The organism is Zongyangia acetica (genome assembly GCF_038739695.1).
Lineage (GTDB): Bacteria > Bacillota > Clostridia > Oscillospirales > Ruminococcaceae > Zongyangia > Zongyangia gallinarum.
In genome coordinates this window covers 85238-104987 of sequence record NZ_JBBEWN010000006.1, presented here as the reverse complement: position 1 = coordinate 104987, position 19750 = coordinate 85238, and the positions used below count along the sequence as shown (strand labels likewise).

At 46.8% G+C, this 19750-nt stretch carries 18 protein-coding genes and 1 tRNA gene; 10 read left to right on the top strand and 9 right to left on the bottom strand.

The window, feature by feature from the left end:
• Nucleotides 1-12 precede the first annotated feature (12 nt).
• The 4 genes from WGC32_RS07120 to WGC32_RS07105 all read right to left on the bottom strand — a co-directional run bounded on the left by WGC32_RS07120 (nt 13) and on the right by WGC32_RS07105 (nt 2997).
• A complete protein-coding gene (locus tag WGC32_RS07120) occupies nt 13-180 on the bottom strand; it encodes a FeoB-associated Cys-rich membrane protein (RefSeq protein ID WP_342681192.1) in 168 nt (55 codons plus the stop codon).
• A 61-nt stretch (nt 181-241) separates the two neighbouring features.
• Entirely contained in the window at nt 242-2416 is a 2175-nt protein-coding gene (gene feoB, locus WGC32_RS07115; RefSeq protein ID WP_342681191.1) for a ferrous iron transport protein B, read from the bottom strand.
• 104 nt (nt 2417-2520) lie between these two features.
• Nucleotides 2521-2742 carry a FeoA domain-containing protein gene (locus tag WGC32_RS07110; protein WP_191481975.1) on the bottom strand — a complete coding sequence of 74 codons (222 nt, stop codon included), beginning with the start codon at nt 2740-2742 and terminating at the stop codon, nt 2521-2523.
• Between the two features lie 45 nt (nt 2743-2787).
• Nucleotides 2788-2997 (bottom strand): FeoA domain-containing protein, encoded by a 210-nt coding sequence (locus WGC32_RS07105; protein WP_191481976.1) that lies wholly within the window; start codon nt 2995-2997, stop codon nt 2788-2790.
• 279 nt (nt 2998-3276) lie between these two features.
• Here WGC32_RS07105 and WGC32_RS07100 point away from each other — a divergent pair, with 279 nt between their 5' ends.
• The 4 genes from WGC32_RS07100 to WGC32_RS07085 all read left to right on the top strand — a co-directional run bounded on the left by WGC32_RS07100 (nt 3277) and on the right by WGC32_RS07085 (nt 5239).
• Nucleotides 3277-3660 (top strand): iron dependent repressor, metal binding and dimerization domain protein, encoded by a 384-nt coding sequence (locus WGC32_RS07100; protein WP_191481977.1) that lies wholly within the window; start codon nt 3277-3279, stop codon nt 3658-3660.
• Between the two features lie 144 nt (nt 3661-3804).
• On the top strand, nt 3805-4104 hold the full coding sequence (locus WGC32_RS07095) for a DUF2325 domain-containing protein (protein WP_191481978.1): 300 nt from the start codon (nt 3805-3807) through the stop codon (nt 4102-4104).
• A 69-nt stretch (nt 4105-4173) separates the two neighbouring features.
• The gene (locus WGC32_RS07090; protein ID WP_342681190.1) at nt 4174-4776 is read left to right on the top strand and encodes a DUF3793 family protein; all 603 of its coding nucleotides are present in this window, start codon (nt 4174-4176) and stop codon (nt 4774-4776) included.
• Between the two features lie 31 nt (nt 4777-4807).
• Nucleotides 4808-5239 carry a flavodoxin gene (locus WGC32_RS07085; RefSeq protein ID WP_342681189.1) on the top strand — a complete coding sequence of 144 codons (432 nt, stop codon included), beginning with the start codon at nt 4808-4810 and terminating at the stop codon, nt 5237-5239.
• Nucleotides 5240-5569: 330 nt separating this feature from the next.
• Here the strand turns inward: WGC32_RS07085 and WGC32_RS07080 are convergent.
• Nucleotides 5570-5645, bottom strand: a tRNA-Thr gene (locus WGC32_RS07080).
• Between the two features lie 306 nt (nt 5646-5951).
• On the opposite strand from WGC32_RS07080, the gene WGC32_RS07075 reads away from it, so the two are divergent.
• The 4 genes from WGC32_RS07075 to adhE all read left to right on the top strand — a co-directional run bounded on the left by WGC32_RS07075 (nt 5952) and on the right by adhE (nt 10646).
• Nucleotides 5952-6884 (top strand): GDSL-type esterase/lipase family protein, encoded by a 933-nt coding sequence (locus WGC32_RS07075; protein ID WP_191481981.1) that lies wholly within the window; start codon nt 5952-5954, stop codon nt 6882-6884.
• Nucleotides 6885-6899: 15 nt separating this feature from the next.
• Nucleotides 6900-7454: a DUF4358 domain-containing protein gene (locus WGC32_RS07070; RefSeq protein ID WP_342681188.1), complete on the top strand. Its 555-nt coding sequence runs from the start codon at nt 6900-6902 to the stop codon at nt 7452-7454.
• 33 nt (nt 7455-7487) lie between these two features.
• Complete coding sequence (locus WGC32_RS07065) at nt 7488-7838, top strand: hypothetical protein (protein ID WP_191481983.1); 351 nt, start codon at nt 7488-7490, stop codon at nt 7836-7838.
• A 189-nt stretch (nt 7839-8027) separates the two neighbouring features.
• Nucleotides 8028-10646, top strand: coding sequence for a bifunctional acetaldehyde-CoA/alcohol dehydrogenase (adhE, locus tag WGC32_RS07060; protein WP_342681187.1), 2619 nt, complete (start codon nt 8028-8030; stop codon nt 10644-10646).
• A 414-nt stretch (nt 10647-11060) separates the two neighbouring features.
• Here adhE and WGC32_RS07055 read toward each other — a convergent pair whose 3' ends face one another.
• The 4 genes from WGC32_RS07055 to WGC32_RS07040 form a co-directional block, all read right to left on the bottom strand.
• Nucleotides 11061-12449, bottom strand: coding sequence for an alanine/glycine:cation symporter family protein (locus WGC32_RS07055; RefSeq protein WP_342681186.1), 1389 nt, complete (start codon nt 12447-12449; stop codon nt 11061-11063).
• 185 nt (nt 12450-12634) lie between these two features.
• Complete coding sequence (locus tag WGC32_RS07050) at nt 12635-12940, bottom strand: DUF6506 family protein (protein WP_342681185.1); 306 nt, start codon at nt 12938-12940, stop codon at nt 12635-12637.
• A gap of 43 nt (nt 12941-12983) precedes the next feature.
• Entirely contained in the window at nt 12984-13883 is a 900-nt protein-coding gene (locus WGC32_RS07045) for an NAD(P)-dependent oxidoreductase (RefSeq protein ID WP_342681184.1), read from the bottom strand.
• Nucleotides 13884-13887: 4 nt separating this feature from the next.
• Nucleotides 13888-14649 (bottom strand): DeoR/GlpR family DNA-binding transcription regulator, encoded by a 762-nt coding sequence (locus WGC32_RS07040; protein WP_342681183.1) that lies wholly within the window; start codon nt 14647-14649, stop codon nt 13888-13890.
• 450 nt (nt 14650-15099) lie between these two features.
• Here WGC32_RS07040 and WGC32_RS07035 point away from each other — a divergent pair, with 450 nt between their 5' ends.
• Both WGC32_RS07035 and WGC32_RS07030 read left to right on the top strand, forming a co-directional pair.
• Nucleotides 15100-15222, top strand: a complete 123-nt coding sequence (locus WGC32_RS07035; RefSeq protein ID WP_342681182.1) for a hypothetical protein — start codon at nt 15100-15102, stop codon at nt 15220-15222.
• Between the two features lie 15 nt (nt 15223-15237).
• Complete coding sequence (locus WGC32_RS07030) at nt 15238-19521, top strand: GH32 C-terminal domain-containing protein (RefSeq protein WP_342681181.1); 4284 nt, start codon at nt 15238-15240, stop codon at nt 19519-19521.
• Nucleotides 19522-19750 lie beyond the last annotated feature (229 nt).

The window sequence follows — 19750 nt, the reverse complement described above, 5'->3', positions numbered from 1 at the left end:
AGGAGAAAGTAGTTATTTAGATTGGTTGCGGGGAGCTACTTGCTCATGCTGACCATGGCAACAACCGGTGCAACCGCCGCAGCTGCCAGAGCAGCCACCACTTTTGGCACTTTTTCGCATAGAAATGATGACAAGAGCGACAATCACAACAAGAACTCCACCAATGATAAAAGTTGCCATATAGAGAATCCTTTCTATCAAGTCACAGATGACGGGGAAAGAAATCAATCTTTGGATTTGCTTACACCTTACTCACTGCTTTTGTGCTGCGAATCTGAATGGATTCTTTGCCCTGATATCCTTTGCGGACGAAGAGATACACATACAAGGCAAGCACAACGATGGCGATAAAGGTCCAAATGCCAAAGCCATTACCGGTGAAAAGAAGCCCCAGCTGATAGACAATCAGTGCGATGGTGTAAGCGAAGATGCACTGATAACCAATGGCGAATACTGTCCAACCGGCGTTGTTCATCTCTCTTTTAATGGCGCCCATGGCTGCAAAGCAGGGAGCACAGAGAAGGTTGAAGATCAGGAAGGAGTATGCAGACAGGGCTGTGAAGTGAACGGCAATTGCCGAGAGCCCGCCGAAAGCGCCTTCCTCGACCATAGCCAGAGCATCGCCAGAAACCCCGTAGAGGACACCGAATACACCAACCACTTCTTCCTTTGCCACTAGGCCCATCACGGTGGCCACTGTGGACTGCCAGTTGCCGAAGCCCAAAGGTGCAAAGATAGGAGCCACAAAGCCACCGATGGCTGCTAACAGGGACTTATCCATATCCTCTACCATGGTAAAGGCGCCATCTACAATACCGAAAGCACTGGTGAACCAGATGATAATGCTGGAGAGAAGAATGATAGTGCCAGCCCGCTTAATGAAGGACCAACCCCGCTCCCAGGTGCCACGGAGCACATTGACGATGGTGGGGACATGGTAGGCAGGAAGCTCCATAACGAAAGGTGCGGGCTCACCAGCAAAGCGTTTTGTTTTCTTCAGGATAATACCGGAAACGATAATAGCTGCAACACCGATAAAATAGGCCGAAGGAGCAACCCACCAGGCACCACCAAAGACCGCGCCTGCGATGAGAGCAACAATGGGCATTTTAGCACCACAGGGGATAAAGGTGGTGGTCATAATGGTCATTTTGCGGTCCCGGTCCTGTTCGATGGTACGGGATGCCATAACGCCGGGAACGCCGCAGCCGGAACCGATCAGCATGGGGATAAAGGACTTGCCGGACAATCCGAAACGGCGGAAAATACGGTCCATAATAAAAGCAACACGCGCCATATAACCGCACTCTTCGAGGAGACAAAGCATGAGGAAGAGGACCAGCATCTGGGGAACAAATCCCAAAACAGCGCCGACACCACCGACAATACCTTCTACGATCAAGCCCACCAGCCAGTCGGCGGTGCCAATAGCGGTCAGCCAGCCTTCGACTGTGGGACTGATCCACTCGCCAAAGAGGGTGTCATTGGTAAACGCGGTGACAATGTCGCCGATGGTTGTGACAGAAATATAGTAAACGATGAACATCACAACGGCGAAGATGGGCAGAGCCAGCCAGCGGTTTGTGACGATCTGATCGATTTTGTCCGAAGTGGTCATCCCAACTTTTTTCTTATGTACGCAGTTTTTAATCAGTTTAGCCACATAATTATACCGTTCGTTGGTGATGATGCTTTCACTATCATCATCTTCGGACTGTTCGCAAGCAGTGATGATTTCTTCAATCTGTGCTTTGGTGTCAGCGGAGAGGGTTAATTCTTCCAACACCTTTTCATCCCGCTCGAACATTTTTACTGCAAACCAGCGGATTGCATCGTTAGGAACCTGACCGCTCAGCAGATTTTCAATACTTATCAGAGCATCCTCTACCTTAGAATCGAAAGTATGCTGATGTGGAGTCTTACGATGCTCTTTGGCAATGGCTACGGCCCGCTCGGCGGCCTGCTTAGAACCACGTCCTTTGATAGCGGAAGTCTCAATAACATCGCATCCAAGAGCGGCGGAAAGTTTTTTTACATCAATCTGGTCGCCGTTTTTCTCAACAATATCTATCATGTTGAGGGCAATGACAACCGGAATCCCCATTTCCAACAACTGGGTGGTCAGATACAGGTTGCGCTCAATATTGGAAGCATCCACCAGGTTGAGAATAACATCCGGTTTCTCGTTAATGATATAATTCCGGGAGACGACCTCTTCCAATGTGTAGGGGGAGAGGGAATAAATGCCAGGAAGATCGGTAATAACGACATCCTTATGGCCTTTTAGCTTGCCCTCTTTCTTTTCAACAGTAACGCCTGGCCAGTTTCCAACAAACTGATTGGCTCCGGTTAGGTCGTTAAACATGGTGGTCTTGCCGCAGTTGGGATTGCCTGCAAGCGCGATTTTTATCGACATTTCTTTACCTCCTTCAGCAGTATCTGCTGGCTCCATTCCTTTGCTGATGGTTAGAAGAAGCTAACCTCAAATCTGAAAAAATTGCGGGAAAGATCCCGCTGCAATCATTCAACGATAATGTTCTCTGCGTCGCCTTTCCGAATGGAAAGTTCATAGCCGCGAACGGTAATTTCCACCGGGTCACCCAACGGAGCTACTTTGCGGACAAAAATGGAGGTGCCTTTGGTAATGCCCATATCCATAATTCGGCGTTTGAGAGCACCTTCGCCACCCAGTTTTTTGACGGTCACAGTTTCTCCGCATTTTGTCTGTTTCAGCGTTTTCATCAGTATCCCCTCTTTCATTCAGTTATAATGGAAGGCCGGCATCTCTCAAATCATGATGCGGTTCGCCATACTTTTACTCAACGCAACTCTCGTGTCTTTCACATTGACAATCAAGTTACCACCGATTTGGGAGACAACAGTGACGTCTCCGCCTTCAACAAAACCCAGGCTTTCAAGAAAACGGCGGACTTCATCCTTACCGTTGATCTTTTTGACTGTGTTTCTTTCTCCTGAGGCAGCCATTGTTAACGGCATAACTAAAAATCACCCTCCTTTTAAAAGTTAGGAACAACTAACTATCAACTAAAGTTGAGGTAAGTGTTGACTAACCTCATTCCGGAAATAAGTTTACATCGGCTAACTTGTTTTGTCAAGGGTTGGAAAGAATTTTTTGGTCAATAATTAAGAAAAAGCTTTTGCATCTTGCGATGATTGTGACAGTATGATAAAATTGTAATCATATTGGTATCAAAATTTTTGTATAGAATGTCAGAAAGGTGAAACCTATAATTCAATAAAGAAGGAATAAGAACAATGAAAATTCAAGAATCAGCAGAGAACTACCTAGAAACCATACTGATCCTCAAAGAGAAGAAAGGAGTGGTACGCTCGATTGATATCGTCCATTATATGAATTTTTCCAAGCCTAGTATCAGCCGAGCCGTGAACCTTCTCAAAGACAATGGCTATATCACCATTGACAAAGACGGATGGATAGAACTGACACAATCAGGGCTGGAGATTGCACAACGCATCTATGAACGTCACCGGCTGATGACGGAATGGTTGGTGACTTTGGGAGTGTCGGAGGAGACCGCGGCTCAGGACGCCTGCCGTATTGAACATGATATCAGTGATGAGACCTTTGAATGCCTGAAAGCACATATTTTATATCGAAAGGAAAAAGAAGAGAAATAGAAAATCTGTCAAAGTTTTTCGGTGATGGACCTATCAAGAAAAGATTTCGTATTTGTTTGTTAGAAAAATAGGATTGACAAGAAAAAGGTTATATGATATCGTTTAGTTAGCGATTGCTAACTAAATATGATAGGAGGAATGAAAGTGAGCATTGTCATCATTGGCGGCAATGAACGGATGGAATGCCAGTACAAACAGATTTGTAAAAAATTTGGATGCAAAGCTAAAGTATTTACAAAGATGCCTGCGGATTTTAAAAAGCAGATTGGCTGTCCGGATCTTATGGTCCTTTTTACCAACACTGTGTCTCATAAGATGGTTGGTTGTGCTTTGCAGGAAGCCAATCGAAAAAATTCTGTTGTTGCCCGCTGCCACAGCAGCAGTGCTTGTGCGCTGAAGGAACTGCTGAGCAACCATTGTCGCTGTGAAACTACTGCTGGATAGAAGATCAAAGGAGCATAGCTCTTTATTTTTTAGCATATAGTTAGCTAAAACTAACTGATGGAGGAATGAATGAACCATACTTTGGATCACCTGTTAGCGTTTCATTGTGGACCTACTTTGGCAGGAATTAAGCCGGCGAACCTTCTCTCACTAGATCAAGCCGCCTATCCCGATCTCAACGATCAGATCCAGAAATACAACTATTTTCTAGGCCAATGTGGGCTGCAATTTGAAATTATGTGCAGATGCAAAGACCACTGGTTACTTCTGGTTTTCCGTAGAGAGATGTTGGAAAAAAGTCTACAAGGAAACAACATCCGGATCATACTTCAACAGACGGGATATCCTTTACAGGAAGGCGTAAACGGCTGGATTACCCATCTAAAAAAACGTCTTAGCTCCCGCGGTGGATTTCCTCATGAAATTGGACTGTTTTTAGGATATCCCATTGAGGATGTATTGGGATTCCAGGAAAAACAGGGCAAGGATTATCTGTTGTGCGGGCATTGGAAGGTGTATGCAAATCCGGAAAAGGCAAAGCGGCTATTTGAACGATATGACCGCTGTAGGAAAGCAATCTACAGACGGGTAGAACAGGGAGATTCAATTATAAGGGTATTTTGTGGCGCGCATTCTGAATATGTCTCGAAAGAGGCATGCAGATACGCATAAACATTCTTTAATATAGAAAGGAAGAAAAATAATGAGCAAAATGGCAGTGATTTATTGGTCCCAGACAGGAAATACCCAGATGATGGCCCAGGCCATCATGGAGGGTGCAGTACAGGCAGGCGCGGAAGCGGAGCTGTTTACCGTATCTGAAATTGCGCCGGAACAAGCTGCTGTTTATGATTTGCTGGCGTTAGGCTGCCCAGCCATGGGGGCAGAAGTTTTGGAAGAGGAGGAGTTTGAGCCGTTTTTTACCGCGCTTGAGGACTCTCTTTCTGGGAAGAAAGTTATGCTTTTTGGCTCCTATGGATGGGGAGATGGTGAATGGATGAGAAATTGGCAGGATAGAGTGACAGATGCCGGCGCTGTACTTTTCCAGGGTGAGGGTCTTATCCTCAACGAGACGCCGGATGAGGTAGGACTAGAAACATGCAAAAGTTGGGGCAAGGAATTTGCCGGACAGTAATTATGGAAGAAATGATTCCGTATTTTTAAAATTCAATGTAAAAAAGCGCTTAGAATTGTCTAATTCCAAGCGCTTTTTTGATTATGTATGCAAAAACAAAAGACGAATCTGAAAAGCAATGTATCCAGGTTTAATCAGTGATTGTGTGGCAAAAAGATTCCAGTTTAAAACGAGGGTGAAACGGCAAAATAAAGAGCCGGGCCTGGAGCGCGAATTGCTCACCGCAGGTGTAGGAAGTGTTGACAAAATAGATATCCACTGAAAACGCGAGTGAAAAGGCAAAATGAAAAACTGAGCCCGGAACGCAGATTACGTCCAGGCTCAGCCTGATGGAGCTACTGACCGGATTCGAACCGGTGACCTGCTGATTACGAATCAGCTGCTCTACCGACTGAGCCACAGTAGCAGATAGATTGCTATACTATTATAATAATTCTGTGAAATTCCGTCAAGTCTTAGATAAATCTACTTGAAATGAAAATTATTTTGAAAATTATATATATTATGGTAATATATTACAGGTCCATATTCCATCCGAAACGGAATTTTCAAATTTTGTTCTTTAAATATGATGAAATAATTGGTTATTTATAGTATAATGAGAACATCTGTAGGATTTAGATAAGTTCCATAGAGGATTTTCTGTGGAGAAAATGAATTTGCAAAAATAATGGACGTTTGTCCAATCGAAATAAAAGGATGGATTTAACTCATGGCATATAAAAAGCCTGTTTATATTAATAGAGGAAGAAAGAACTTTTCGGATGCGGTCCCCATTTTATTATTTCTATTACTAGCTATCATCTTAGCGGCGGGTATTGCCCTTGTGTGGCAGCACCAACAGGAAAAGGGAAAGCAACTCTTGGCACAGTCTAACTCTTCAAGTAGCAGTAGCCTGCCGGCTGTCATTGAAAGTAAGGAGAGCAGCAGTTCTTCTATAACCAGTGATAGTGAATCAGCTTCTAGCAATAGTCAACAGAGCACAGAATCCAGCAGCAACTTAGAAACAGTTGTTACGGCGGATCAAGTAGTGTTTGGCGAACCAATTCCAGAAAGCTCAAGGGTCAAATCAGAATATTTTGATGATGCCCTATTCATCGGAGATTCTATTTCCCAGGGAATCGAATTGTATCAGATGATGGATAACGCCACCGTATTGGCGGACCGCGGCCTAAATCCGCAGACGATTTTTACCAAAGCAGTGGTAAAAGATGCCTCGGGCAATGAGGTAACCGTAGTTGACGCGCTAAAGGACTATCAGCCTCAGAAAGTGTATGTCATGCTGGGAGCCAATGGACTTGGTTGGCTAAATAAAGATCAGTTTATTAGTGATTACAGCCGATTGGTGGATGTAATCAAGCAGACATATCCTAATGCAAAGATCTATATCCAGTCTGTTCTTCCGGTGACACAGAAATACGAAGATGAAAAGCCCGAAATGGCAAATTCCAAGATTGATGATTATAATGCAGCAATTCTGTCAATGACAAAGGACAAGCAAGTTTATTATGTCAATGTAGCCGAGGCTTTCAAGGACGATACAGGGGCATTACCTGACGATGCCAGCCCAAAAGATGGTATGCATTTTGGAGCTGAGTATTACCAAAAATGGTTTGATTATTTAAAAACACATACAGTACAGTAATGGAGGATGAAGAAAATGAAAAAAACAATCACTTTACTCATGGTGACATGCTTGCTTGTCATGGCGATTTTTGCTGGTTGCGGAACAAGTAAGGATTCCGAAAGTCAGTCTGGTACGACATCTGGTGAAAATGCCAGCGGGCAGTCTTCTACAGCATCTAATGAAAGTACAAAGCAACAGACTACGACGACTGATATCGCTCAAAAGCTTATGGATGGAATTACCTTTGACGATGAGTTGATCCAGCTGGAGGGCGATAGGATGACCACCCAGTATGATGAAATTAATGCGGACGATCTGGAAGAATACACCGTGTATGTTAGCTCTTCTGGCGCCACGCCTGAAGAAGTAGCTGTATTCAAGCTCAAAGAAGGCGGAGACGCACAGGCTCTGGAAAACGCGATCGACAGTCGTGTACAGGATCAAAAAGACGGTTTTGTAGATTATGTTCCGGAGGAAATGCCAAAGCTGGAGAATTGCGCAATCCTTCACCAAGGCAATTACTATGCACTGGTTGTGGCAGGGGATTCCTCAGGAGCCCAGGACATATTTGACGGCTGCTTCGCATAAGAAATAAAGTATTGGTATAAAGGGGGGAGATGGATGCAGGTCGAATGCTGGTCGGTAATTTTAATAGTCTTGGCAATTTGTGTAGTCTACTTGAAAGCCCATAAAAACCAGTACGCTTTTACGGTTTTGCCCCTTTGTGTCCTGCCCCTTTTTCATATTATGAGCCTTCCATTGGCTCAATGGATCCATCCTTGGTGCCCTTTAAATTATAATGAGATATTTATCGGCATTGATGTTATCGGCTTGGCATTGTCTACGTTGCTTCTCTATATTTCGTCTAAAAATATTAAGAATAAAAAGGCCCGCATCGGCTTTTTGGTCTGTAGTGTCTTGTTCAATGTGATCTTGTCCGTAGTGCTGATTGAAAGCAACATTATCTATTGATTGTTATAAAAATACGCCCGCAGTTGAGCGGGCGTATTTTTTTGATAGAAATGCATATTTATCTAAATAGAGTCAAAAATATATTGACAAAAAAATAACAATCTTGTATAATGAAACTGCAAAGATTGTTATTAAATTAACAATCTCAAGAAAACAATCACAACACTGTTAATTTAGGAGGACAAGAACATGGCTGAGAAAAAAACGTCACGGGAGAATCTGCAAGTTGACATAAAACAAATGATTGACCAACTAGTTGCCAAAGCGAATGTCGCTCTTGAACAGTATATGCAGATGGACCAGGAACAGGTGGATGAAGCGGTCCACGCTATGGCTTTGGCGGGATTGGATCATCACCAGGAATTAGCGAAATTGGCGGTTGACGAGACCGGACGCGGTGTATTCGAGGACAAGGTCATCAAAAATATTTTTTCTACCGAGTATATCTGGCATGACATAAAGTACCAGAAAACGGTGGGCATTGTTGATGAAAATGAAATGGAAGGTTATGTGGAGGTAGCGGAGCCTGTAGGCGTTGTTGCTGGAGTCACACCGGTGACCAATCCCACTTCCACAACGATGTTCAAATCCTTAATCTGTGCAAAAACCCGTAACCCGATTATTTTTGGATTTCATCCATCTGCACAGAAGTGCTCTGTTGCGGCCGCAAAGGTACTCCGTGATGCGGCAGTGGCACATGGCGCCCCTGAAAACTGCATACAGTGGATTGGGTTTCCCTCCATTGAGGCAACCAACGCGCTGATGAATCATCCGGGAGTTTCCATGATCTTGGCTACTGGTGGTGCTGGCATGGTAAAAAGTGCCTATTCCGCAGGAAAACCGGCCTTAGGTGTTGGACCTGGAAATGTTCCCTGCTACATTGAAAAATCTGTGGATGTAGCCCGCGCCTGTAATGATTTAATTCTATCCAAAACATTTGATAATGGAATGATCTGTGCTTCTGAGCAGGCGGCTATTGTAGATGAAGAGATCGCTCCTGAGTTTGAGAAGATCATGACCTATTACGATTGCTACTTTCTTAATCCAGAAGAGACCAAGAAAATAAGTGATTTTGTGATTAATTCTGAGAAAGGCGCCGTGAATCCCGTGGTGGTTGGAAAACCCGCCTGGTGGATTGCGGAACAGGCCGGAGTGAAGGTCCCGGAGAAAACCAAGATCCTGTTGGCCCGATTGGAGGATGTGGGACCCGATTATCCCCTTTCCAGGGAAAAGCTTTCTCCAGTGTTGGCATACTTTGTGGTCAAAAACAGCGAAGAGGGTTTTGCGATGGCCAAGAAGATGCTGGAATTTGGCGGTTTGGGCCATTCCGCTGTCATCCACTCCAATGATCCTGCGCTGTGCAAATGCTACGGTGAAGAGATGAAGGTGGGACGTGTTATCACCAACTCTCCCTCTTCCCAGGGCGCCATCGGTGACATTTATAACACCAATACCCCGTCTTTGACCCTGGGCTGTGGCTCTTTCGGAAGGAACTCTACCACCTCTAACGTTTCCTCTGTCAATTTGATCAACAAAAAACGCGTTGCCAAGAGGAGAGTGAATATGCAGTGGTTTAAAATTCCACCCAAGATTTACTTTGAGAACGATTCTATCCAGTATCTCGAAAAGATGCCCAATATCTCCAGAGCGTTCATTGTCACCGATCCGATGATGGTGAAGCTGGGGAATGTGGATAAAATACTCTATTATCTCCGCAAGCGGACAGAGTACTGCCATGCGGAAATATTCTCTGAAGTTGAGCCGGATCCCTCTGTGGAGACCATTATGCGCGGTGTTGCTGCAATGAACAGCTTCCAGCCCGATGTCATCATTGCCCTCGGCGGCGGATCCGCCATGGATGCCGCCAAAGGCATGTGGCTGTTTTATGAGCACCCGGAAACGGACTTTGGTGGATTGAGGCTGAAATTCCTGGATATCCGGAAGAGGACCTATCACTTCCCGAAATTGGGAGAGAAAGCGCAGCTGGTCTGCATCCCCACCACCTCCGGTACTGGATCCGAGGTCACCTCTTTTTCTGTTATCACAGATAAGCAGAATGGAAACATTAAATATCCATTGGCTGACTATGAGCTAACACCGGATGTGGCGATCATCGACCCCCAGTTTGTCATGAGCCTTCCCAAATCCGCAACAGCAGATACCGGTTTGGACGTTTTGACCCATGCACTGGAAGCTTATGTCTCCGTTCTCGCTTCGGATTATACTGACGGTTTGGCATTGCAGGCTATTGAGATGGTCTTCCAGTACTTGCCCAGGGCGTACAAGAACGGCGCTACCGACTTTGAGGCAAGGGAGAAAATGCACAACGCTTCCTGTATTGCAGGGCTTGCCTTTACCAACGCCTTTCTGGGACTGAACCACTCCATGGCCCACAAGCTAGGAGGGGAATATCATATTCCTCACGGCCGTGCCAATGCAGTGCTCTTGCCCTATGTCATCGCTTACAATGCCAGCAAACCTACCAAGTTTGCTACCTGGCCCAAATATGGAAAGTTTGTTGCTGACAAAAAATATGCCAGAGTCGCGAGATTCCTTGGCCTGCCCTGCGGTACTACCGAAGAGGGAGTAGAGAGCCTGATCAAAGCGGTGAAGGATCTCATTGCTGAGCTGAATATACCCAGCTGCATCAAGGATTGTGGTGTTGATGAAAAGATTTTTATGGCCGGGGTAGAAAAACTCTCTTACCGTGCCTTTGAGGACCAGTGCACCACCACCAATCCGAGATATCCTCTGGTCAAAGAAATCGAGTCGATCTACAAGCAGGCCTACTATGGCGATGTAAAATAACTGAAAATTTGCCCCAAATAGATTCATAGACAAGGAAAGGCCGTCTTCATTCGGAGACGGCCTTTCCTTATTTGATTGGCCGATTACCGTCGCAAAAAGGGCAATTCATTTCCGACCTCCTCATAACAGCAATTTTACTATCGAGGAAATAGTTCCAAGAAGCTTTAGAGGCGTACTATTTCGTGCTAGGAAAGCATATGTTGTGTCAGAGAAAAGGGGCAGCAGATGAAACAGAGAAAACGGATAATGACCCGGATAGCCACAGTGTTGTTAGGATTGCTGCTGATTTTCCTAGGAATCCTATGTTACCCAAGGGAAAATCGGTCTGAAAGGTTACAGCCACCAACCGAAAAGAATATCCTTATCATCCGAGAATAACAAAGCAGCGGAAGCAACTAAGCTTCCGCTGCTTTGTTATTTTTTCATGAGCACACTGGAAGGGTCCCGAATATAGTCTTTTGTCATCTTGATGACCACCCCGCTGAGACCGATCAGGCCGATCAGGTTGGGAATCGCCATCAGCCCATTGAGGGTATCGGAGATATCCCAGGCCAGATCAATTTTCATGGTAGCGCCTACAACGGTCAAAAAGATAAAGACGGTACGGTAAATGAGTACAGGAAATGAGCTCTTTTTACACAGGTAGGCGACACTATGTTCCCCATACATGCACCATCCCAAGAGGGCAGAGATGGCGAACAACGCAGTAGCAATGGAAATAAAGTACCCTCCAAATTTTCCAAAAGCCTGGGAAAATGCAGCGGCAGCCATGGCTGTATCGGGAATGGTGCTGTTCCATACACCTGAGGATAGAAGGACAAGAGCGGTCATAGTGCAGACCACGATGGTATCCACAAAGACTTCGAACATCCCCCAGAATCCTTGTTCCACAGGGTTATCGGTATCCGCTACCGCGTGGGCGATGGGAGCGCTGCCAAGTCCTGCCTCATTGGTGAAAACACCCCTGGCGAAGCCATAACGCATGGCTTGGGCAACAGTAAATCCGATGATGCCGCCGGCAGCTGATTCAGGGTGGAAAGCCCCCTGAAAGATCAGAGCAAAAGCATGGGGGATTTCAGACCAGTTTAGGATGATGACCACCGAAGTTCCAAGGATATAAAAGATAGACATGATGGGAACAAGAGCCGAGGTAACCTTGGTAATCCGCTTGACCCCGCCCAAAATGACAGCGGAGGTAATCGTGGCGACAGCCACGCCGGAAATCCAGCGAGGAATATGAAAGGATGCCTCTAGGGCACCAGAAATGGCGTTGGATTGGGTCATATTGCCGATACCAAAGGAGGCGAGGGCACAAAGGGCCGAAAAGATACAGGCCAGCCACTTCATATGCAACCCTTTTTCTATGTAAAGCATAGGACCGCCGTAATGTCGCCCATTTTCATCTGTACTACGGAATCGGACGGCCAAAGCCACCTCCGCATACTTGGTCATCATACCAAAAAAGGCGCTGATCCACATCCAAAAAACAGCGCCAGGGCCGCCAAGAGAAATAGCGGTGGCAATCCCAACAATATTTCCCACCCCGATGGTCCCGGCCAGGGCAGTGGACATAGCTTGAAAGGGGGTGATCTTTTGGCCGGTTGGTTTTGAAGACCGTCTAGCAAAAAGAGAGCCTACCGTACATCGGACCATTCGTCCAAATCTGGTCAGATGAAAGAATTTGGTCCGAAGAGAAAGATAAACGCCGGTTCCCAAAAGAAGCACCAGCATAAACGGTCCCCAGACAAAACTGTTTACTTGACCGTTGAGGGCGGTCAATGCCGTCATCAGCTGATCCACCATGGAAAGATCCACCTTTCTGCTTTGCGTTTCCCAAGCTATGGGGATAGGAGTTCTTTACTACCCTACATATATATGGAAGAAACCGATACAGATATGTATAAACCCAAAGCAGAGTGGCGTGGGAGAAAATCAGACTAAATAAAAAAGCCATATGGACACACTTGCCACATGGCTTTTTGCGAAACTTATTTACCGAAAAAGGCGTCAAACAGGTTATCCTGTTCCGGGAAGTGGGTCACATAACCAATGGGAATCTGGTTATCGGTCAGCTCAATGAGTTTTTGGCATTTTTCAGGTCCAAATGCGCCACACAGTTCAATAGCCCCCACATCCTTGTTCTGAACAAGGTCTTTGACCATCTCACAGGCTTCATCAAAATCTCGGACACCACAGAGAATGGTGTTGCGCTTTGAAGTTACAAAGGTTGCTTTGTGCTCCTCAGGATTATAGTGAGGTCCCATCACCAGAAATGCAAGATGTTTTTGTGCCATATGATCTCTTCCTTTCTCCGTTTTCTTTTATCATACCACCAAGTCAACGGGAAGACGTACCAAAAAATGATTCAATATTTTGGATGACTTTTTTCCCTAACCGTCGCGTCGTCTGAATGGACGCCCCGGAGGATTTGCCTACGCAGGAAACATTGGGAAGTTCTCTCAAAGAGGGACCCCCCAATGCAAGTTCGGTATCGCATAAAAAATAATTATCAGGACAGGCTAGCCATTGGCTTAGAGCGGGAAGATCAAAGGATGGGCCAATGGACGTGTTGACGATAATTTTTCCGTTGCCAAAAAGGGAAAATTCCCGCTCATGCAGAAGAATCACATTTTTATTGAGACAGGTGCAGAGGATATCCACTTCCTGCAGCAAGGTATCCAGATCTCGGTACTGGAACCCTTCCTCTTCCATGTCTGGTTTGCGGGTGCGGCTGTAATAGTACATGTCAGCGCCAAAATAACGGATGCCGCGGCCCACAAGGGAACCACTGGTGCCCAGACCCAGGATTCCCACCTTTACCCCAGTTAGTTCGGTGGGATAGTCTTTCCATTGACGGGGCCCAAATCCGTGGAGCAACCGGACCAATTCGCTGATAACGTACTCCACCACACCTTCGTCCCCATAATCTCGGACGCCCAATACAGTGATCCCACGGCTCTGCGCAAAACGGATATCCACATTGGCGCTTTCGGGAGAATAGAGACTGCAGCACATGCCGATGTATTGAATTGAGGGGCAAGCGGCGATTACCTGGGCATTGATCCTACTGGTGTAAGAGAGAAGGACGCCGTCAGCGTCCCCAATGCGACGGATAATTTCTTGGTCATCAGTGGGAAGGTCGGGATAAAGCTGAACCTCCTTCGCCAGCTTCTGCAATTCCTTTTCGGAATGGGGATCCAAATGGATAGGTTCAATAGCAACAAGCTTACGGAACATACCTTTACCTCCTGTCCGGCGCTAGATAGATGTTAATTCCATTTTGTTTATAGTACTGGATAAATCTGGCATCCGTAGAGGCGTTGATGATCACATTGCGGATGCGATCCAGGTTGCATAGGTGGACAAAATGACGTTTGTTGAATTTGCTTTTATCCACGGTAAGGAAAAATTGTTTGGAGTTATCAAGAAGATAGTGATACAAGGGGAGATGGAGCCGGTTGACAATGGAATAGCCAGCGATGAGATCAACTCCATCAATATTGATGAAAACTTTATCAAAATAAAAATTGCGCAACATATCAGTGGTGAATTCCCCGATGGTTTCGATAAAATTGTCTTGGATATTGACATCACCACCCAGCAGGAGTATCTTAGCATTTTTGGATTGTGCTAGTTCCAAAACTGCGTCAATATTGGTAGTGACCACCGTGACACCCTTCCGGTCCCGGATATAGCGAGCGATTAGGGAACAGACCTTGCCAGCACCAAGAAAAATAGTATTGTGATCCTGGATGAGCTCCGCAGCTAGCCTAGCAATAGCATCCTTGTCGGCATAAATTTCAGGAATTTCTTCGCCGTCCAGCCGAGAGATTGGCTTTTTTTCTGGAGGAATGTACTGGGCTCCACCGTATTTTTTCAGGATCTTTCCCTGCTGGTGCATCTGATTAAGATCTCGACGGATTGTCGCCAGGGAAGCGCCGGTAATTTCGCTTAGAACCTCAGTTGTTGCGGTATCATGTTCTTTCAGATAATTGTAAATCATTTTTCCCGATCGACGGAAAACAAAACCATCCCTCTTTTCCGTGATTTAGTACAAAAGAATCAATGATGGAAAGTCCATTTTTTACTATTCTATCAGAGCGGTCAACTAAAATCAAGAAAGAAAAGCAACCTCAAAAAGGGAATCAATAATCGAAAACGATCACTTTAATTCCTGTGTTCTTCTGAAGCATTCAATGAGATAAAATTCTGACGAATTTAGATTTCATAAGTTAACCCATAGGGAGGACACTATCGGAGGAAAGCTTAAGAAAATCCCTATAACAAATGGAGATATCAGCGATCAGCACAAATCACTAAGGCAAAAACAAATAAAACAAACAAAAAATCTTCTTGTTTGTGAAAAAATATTACCAATAATTTTTGACGATGATAAGATAGAATTAATCATTTACTTTTTTAAGTAAGGATCATGAAAAAGGAGGAAAAGAAATTGAGAAGGAGAGCAAAGAGAGGATTTTCCCTGTTGTTTGCCCTGGTTTTTGCTCTGATGAGCGTCGTTCCCGCGGGGATGACCATGGTCAGCGCTGCCGGACCGGTAGAGCTGGCTGGCTGAAGCGGGGACTTTTCCTTGGAGGAGGGGGTCCTTACCCTCAACAATACGGGCCAAGGCAATAACTATGTGGCATCCTCCACACAATCAGGCGCTTTTGTCTTTGAGACGACCATGAGTTATCAGGAAGGCGCTACCGCCGACGCCGGGCTTCTCTTCGGCGCCCCGGCCCAGGAGATGGAGCCTGCGGCTGGCGGTTGGTATGGCGCCATGGTCAATAATGGCGAAGCCAGGGTCTTCTGTGAACGGGGGGCGGATACCCTTAACGTGGTGGCCCCTATCCCTAACAGCAGCGAGCTGGATTATGAAAACCTCCGGCTAAAGCTGACGGTAGATGCGGCGAAAAATGTGGAGTTCTATGTCAACGACATGGAAAACCCTGTCATTTCCACCACAGCGCCTAATTTTGCCGGTGGTTATGTGGGCTTTGTCGGCTATAACCGCAGTGTCAAATACAGCGATTTTTCCTTTACTGACAATACCGATGCCCCGGTCCAGGGCGATTTTAACACCAACATCGAAGGTGAATGGACGGCCTCCGGCGGTATCTGGATGGAGACGGAGGACGGCCTCCTGGCTAACAACGGGGGCACCGGTGACCAGTTTTATATGTCACAATTGAATGTACCAGCTTCTGGCGCCTTTATCCTGGAAGGCGATATGCAGCTTTTGGAAGGTAATGCGGCGGGGCTGGTATTCGGCGTCAAGGACCCGGATAATCCCTATTCCTGCTGGTACTGCGTCAATGTGGACAAGAATATGCGCATTACCAAGCTTTTTAAGAACACGGGAACCGAAGTTTGGTCCATTCCCCGCAACCTGACAGAGGATGAGATGGAAAAGACCAATTTCCACTTCCGGGTCGAGGTGCTGGAAGGAGGCATGTTCAACTTCTATTTAGACGGGGAACTGGTGGGTTCCCGGCAGGAGACCGGTGATGTGTTTGAAGGCGGGTATATCGGTGTTATGAGCCACTTTGCCAAGGTGGTGTTCAATAATGTAGAGTATACCCCGGCCACCACCCCCAAGCTCACCGGCTTGGAGATTGAGGGCGCAGAGCTCAACGAGGAGTTTTCCCCCTCCCTTTACACTTACACGGCAGAGGTCCCCTATACGGTGGAAAGCGTACAGGTCAAAGCTTCTGCAGAGGCCGGCTATAGTCTGTCTATCAACGATGAGGCGGCTGTAGTCGGGGAATTTAAAGAAGTGGCACTGGAATCCGGATACAATGATATCTTGGTCAAGCTGACAGATGAAGAGACCGGAATTTCCAACATTACCACCATCCAGATCAAAAAGGCTTCTGATCCGGCTACTGCTTTCCAGGAGCAGTTCCGTCCCCAGTTCCACTTCACTCCGGAATATAACTGGACCAATGACCCCAACGGCTTAATGTACAATGCCAGCACCGGGGAATACCATATGTACTTCCAGCACAACCCCTATGACAAGGTGTGGGGGAATATGAGCTGGGGCCATGCGGTTTCCAAAGATCTGATTACCTGGACGGAGATGCCGGTGACCATGACCCCGGACGAGCTGGGGGCCATTTTCTCTGGCTGCGGCGTCATTGATAGGAACAATACCAGCGGACTCTTTGACGAGAGCACCCCGCCGGATGAGCGGATGGTGGCGATCTTTACCCACAGCGGCGGGGACACCACCTATGGCAACGAAAAACAATCCTTAGCTTATTCCCTGGACAATGGCCGGACCTGGATCAAATACAGCGGCAACCCGGTTCTGCGCAATGAGGGGAATAAATATGGCGGCGGCTTCCGGGATCCCCAGGTCTGGTGGCAGGAGGATGACGATTATGAGGCAGGCGGTGTCTGGCTGATGATTGTGGCCGGCGGCGACGGCCAGATCTTCTCATCCTCCGACCTGATCCACTGGACAAAGGAAAGCGACCTATACTATGAAAACGGCGCTAGGATCTCCTCTGAGTGCCCGGGCTTATACCCCCTGACTGTTGAGGGTACTGGAGAAACCAAGTGGGTCTACAACGGTTCCGGCAAATGGTATGTGGTAGGTGACCTAGTCAAAGAAGGTGGGAAATATACCTTTAAGCCTCTGACTGGACAGATCACTTACAATGGCGGACCGGATATGTACGCCACCATGAAGTGGTTCAACGACCCCAAAGGACGCACCCTGCTGACCAGCTGGATGCAGGAAACCGCCATGGATGGCAAGGATTGGACAGGCGCCCAGTCCCTGCCTTTGGTGACCGGGCTCAAGCTGATTAACGGCGAATACCGTCTGACCTCCTATGCCCCGGAGGAGATCAATGCCTATCGTTCTGAGAATCCTTTTTATGAGGTAGATAATCTGAAAGTCGGCGCCGACGATGAAAATATTCTCCAAGGCTTAGCCGGACAGAAATTTGATATTGAGGCAACCATTACCCCCGAGACAGCCACCGAGTTTGGTTTCAACCTGAGAAAAGGTGGAGACAACCAGCTGACTGTGAAGTACAACACAGAGTCTGACCTGCTTTATGTAGATAAGAGCCAGACGGGCAATTGGGGTAAAAATGAAGTTTGCTCTTATCAGCTGTATCCCACAGCGGATGGAAAGATTAAGCTGCGTATCCTGGTGGACTGGTCTATCATTGACGTATTCGGCAATGATGGCGAAGCGGCTATCGACACCATCTTCTACACCTCCCTGGACAATGCGGGAATGGAATTCTTCACCAATGGCGATTTGACCATTGATTCCCTGAAGATCTGGGATATGAAGTCCATGTATCGGGACGATTTGACTTCATCCGATGGGAATCCAACTTCTCTGCTTGTTTCTGCTCCTGGTACCGTGGGCGTCAACGAGGAGTTTACCGTTACCGCCAATGTGCTGCCCAACAGCGTAGAGAATAAGAGCGTTACCTGGACCTGCGATGATGGCCTTGTCATCGTGGAGCAGACAGACACTACCCTGACTCTGCGGGCTCCTGCTACTGGTGAATATACCATTAAAGCAGTTACCAACGCCGGCGGGCTTGAAAAAGAAGTGACAGTTAATGTCATTGAAAAGAACTTTAACACCAATCTTTCCGGCTGGTCTACCTCTGGTGGTTCTTGGCAGGTCGTTGAGGATGGATATCAAGGTGTTGGCTCTGGAGACTCCTTTGCTGTGGCAGAGCAGACAGTCAACGGCGACTTTGTCTTTGAAGGTGACGTCCAGCTAGTAGATGGACAGGCGCTGGGCCTTGTTTTCCGGGCGGCAGATACGGCGGCAAATTCCGCTGGCGGCTATGTCCTCAACTTTGACATGGTGGGCAAGAACTTCCGTATCTTCGAATTCCCCAGAGGCGGCGGCGCGGCCCGGGACGTGATGAACGTCGGTTTTGCGGCGGCTGGGGTCGAGGCAAAGCTGGGCCAGTGGCACCACTACAAAGTGGAGGCGGTTGGCGACGCCTACACCGTAACCTTTGACGATACTGTTATTGCCCAGGGCACGGTGGACTCTGGCACCATCCGAGAAGGACGAGTTGGTGTTATGGTGTTCAATGGTACTGCCAAATTTGACAATGTATATCTGAATACCGGTTCTCCGATTGTTTCGGTAGAAGAGGTCGAGGATATCGTTGTTCAGGTTGGTACCTCCATGGACGAAGTGCTTTATCGCCTGCCTGAAAAGCTTCTGGCAACCCAGGAAGACGGCGTACAGGTCAGTGTCGGCGTGACATGGGATCTGAGCAATGTAAAACTGGATGAGGAAGGTACTTATCAGGTGGAAGGCACCCTGGATGGAACGGATGTAAAGGCTTATGCCAACATCATCGTCAATGAGACCGGAGAGGTGACTCTGATTTCCCTGGATCCTGAGTCTCTGGCAGTTTCTGCGCAGGTAGGAACAAGCGCAGAGGATGTCTTTGCCAAACTGCAGAAGGATGTAGTGGCCAACTACTCCGATGGCAGCAAAGTGAATATGACTGTCACTGATTGGGATTACAGCCAGGTGAAGTTTGATACAGCGGGAACCTATGCTGCTACTGGTTATCTCAGCGTTGATGGTGAAGTGACAGCCATTACGATTCCTATTCAGGTAACTATCACCGCTGCCGGTGGTGGCGACGGAGATAATGATACCCCCAGTATCCCTGGTTCTGATGAAGACCAGACCGGCGGAAGTGATTGGGATTGGCCGTCTGGCAGTGGAACTGGTTCCTCTTCGAATGACACTGATGATGACAAATACAACCCAATTACCGGCGATAACAGCGCTCTGCCTATCGCATTGGCAGTTTTGGCAGTATCTGCAGGTGCAGTTGTAGTCTTCAGACGGAAAAAGAAATAAGAGGATTCTTGGATAAGGATATAGTCACTTATCAATCCGAAAAGACTTCATAATAATTAAAAAGGAACAGAGAGAATCATCTTGATTCTCTCTGTTCCTTTTTCTACTGTTAACGCCAGCTTTAAGCTCGAATATCAGCCACTCCGCTATATATGTATCGGAAATTTGATAAAAGGAGTGGAAATGTAGGATGAAATAGCCAGTTTTTATCTTTAAACACTGATTAACC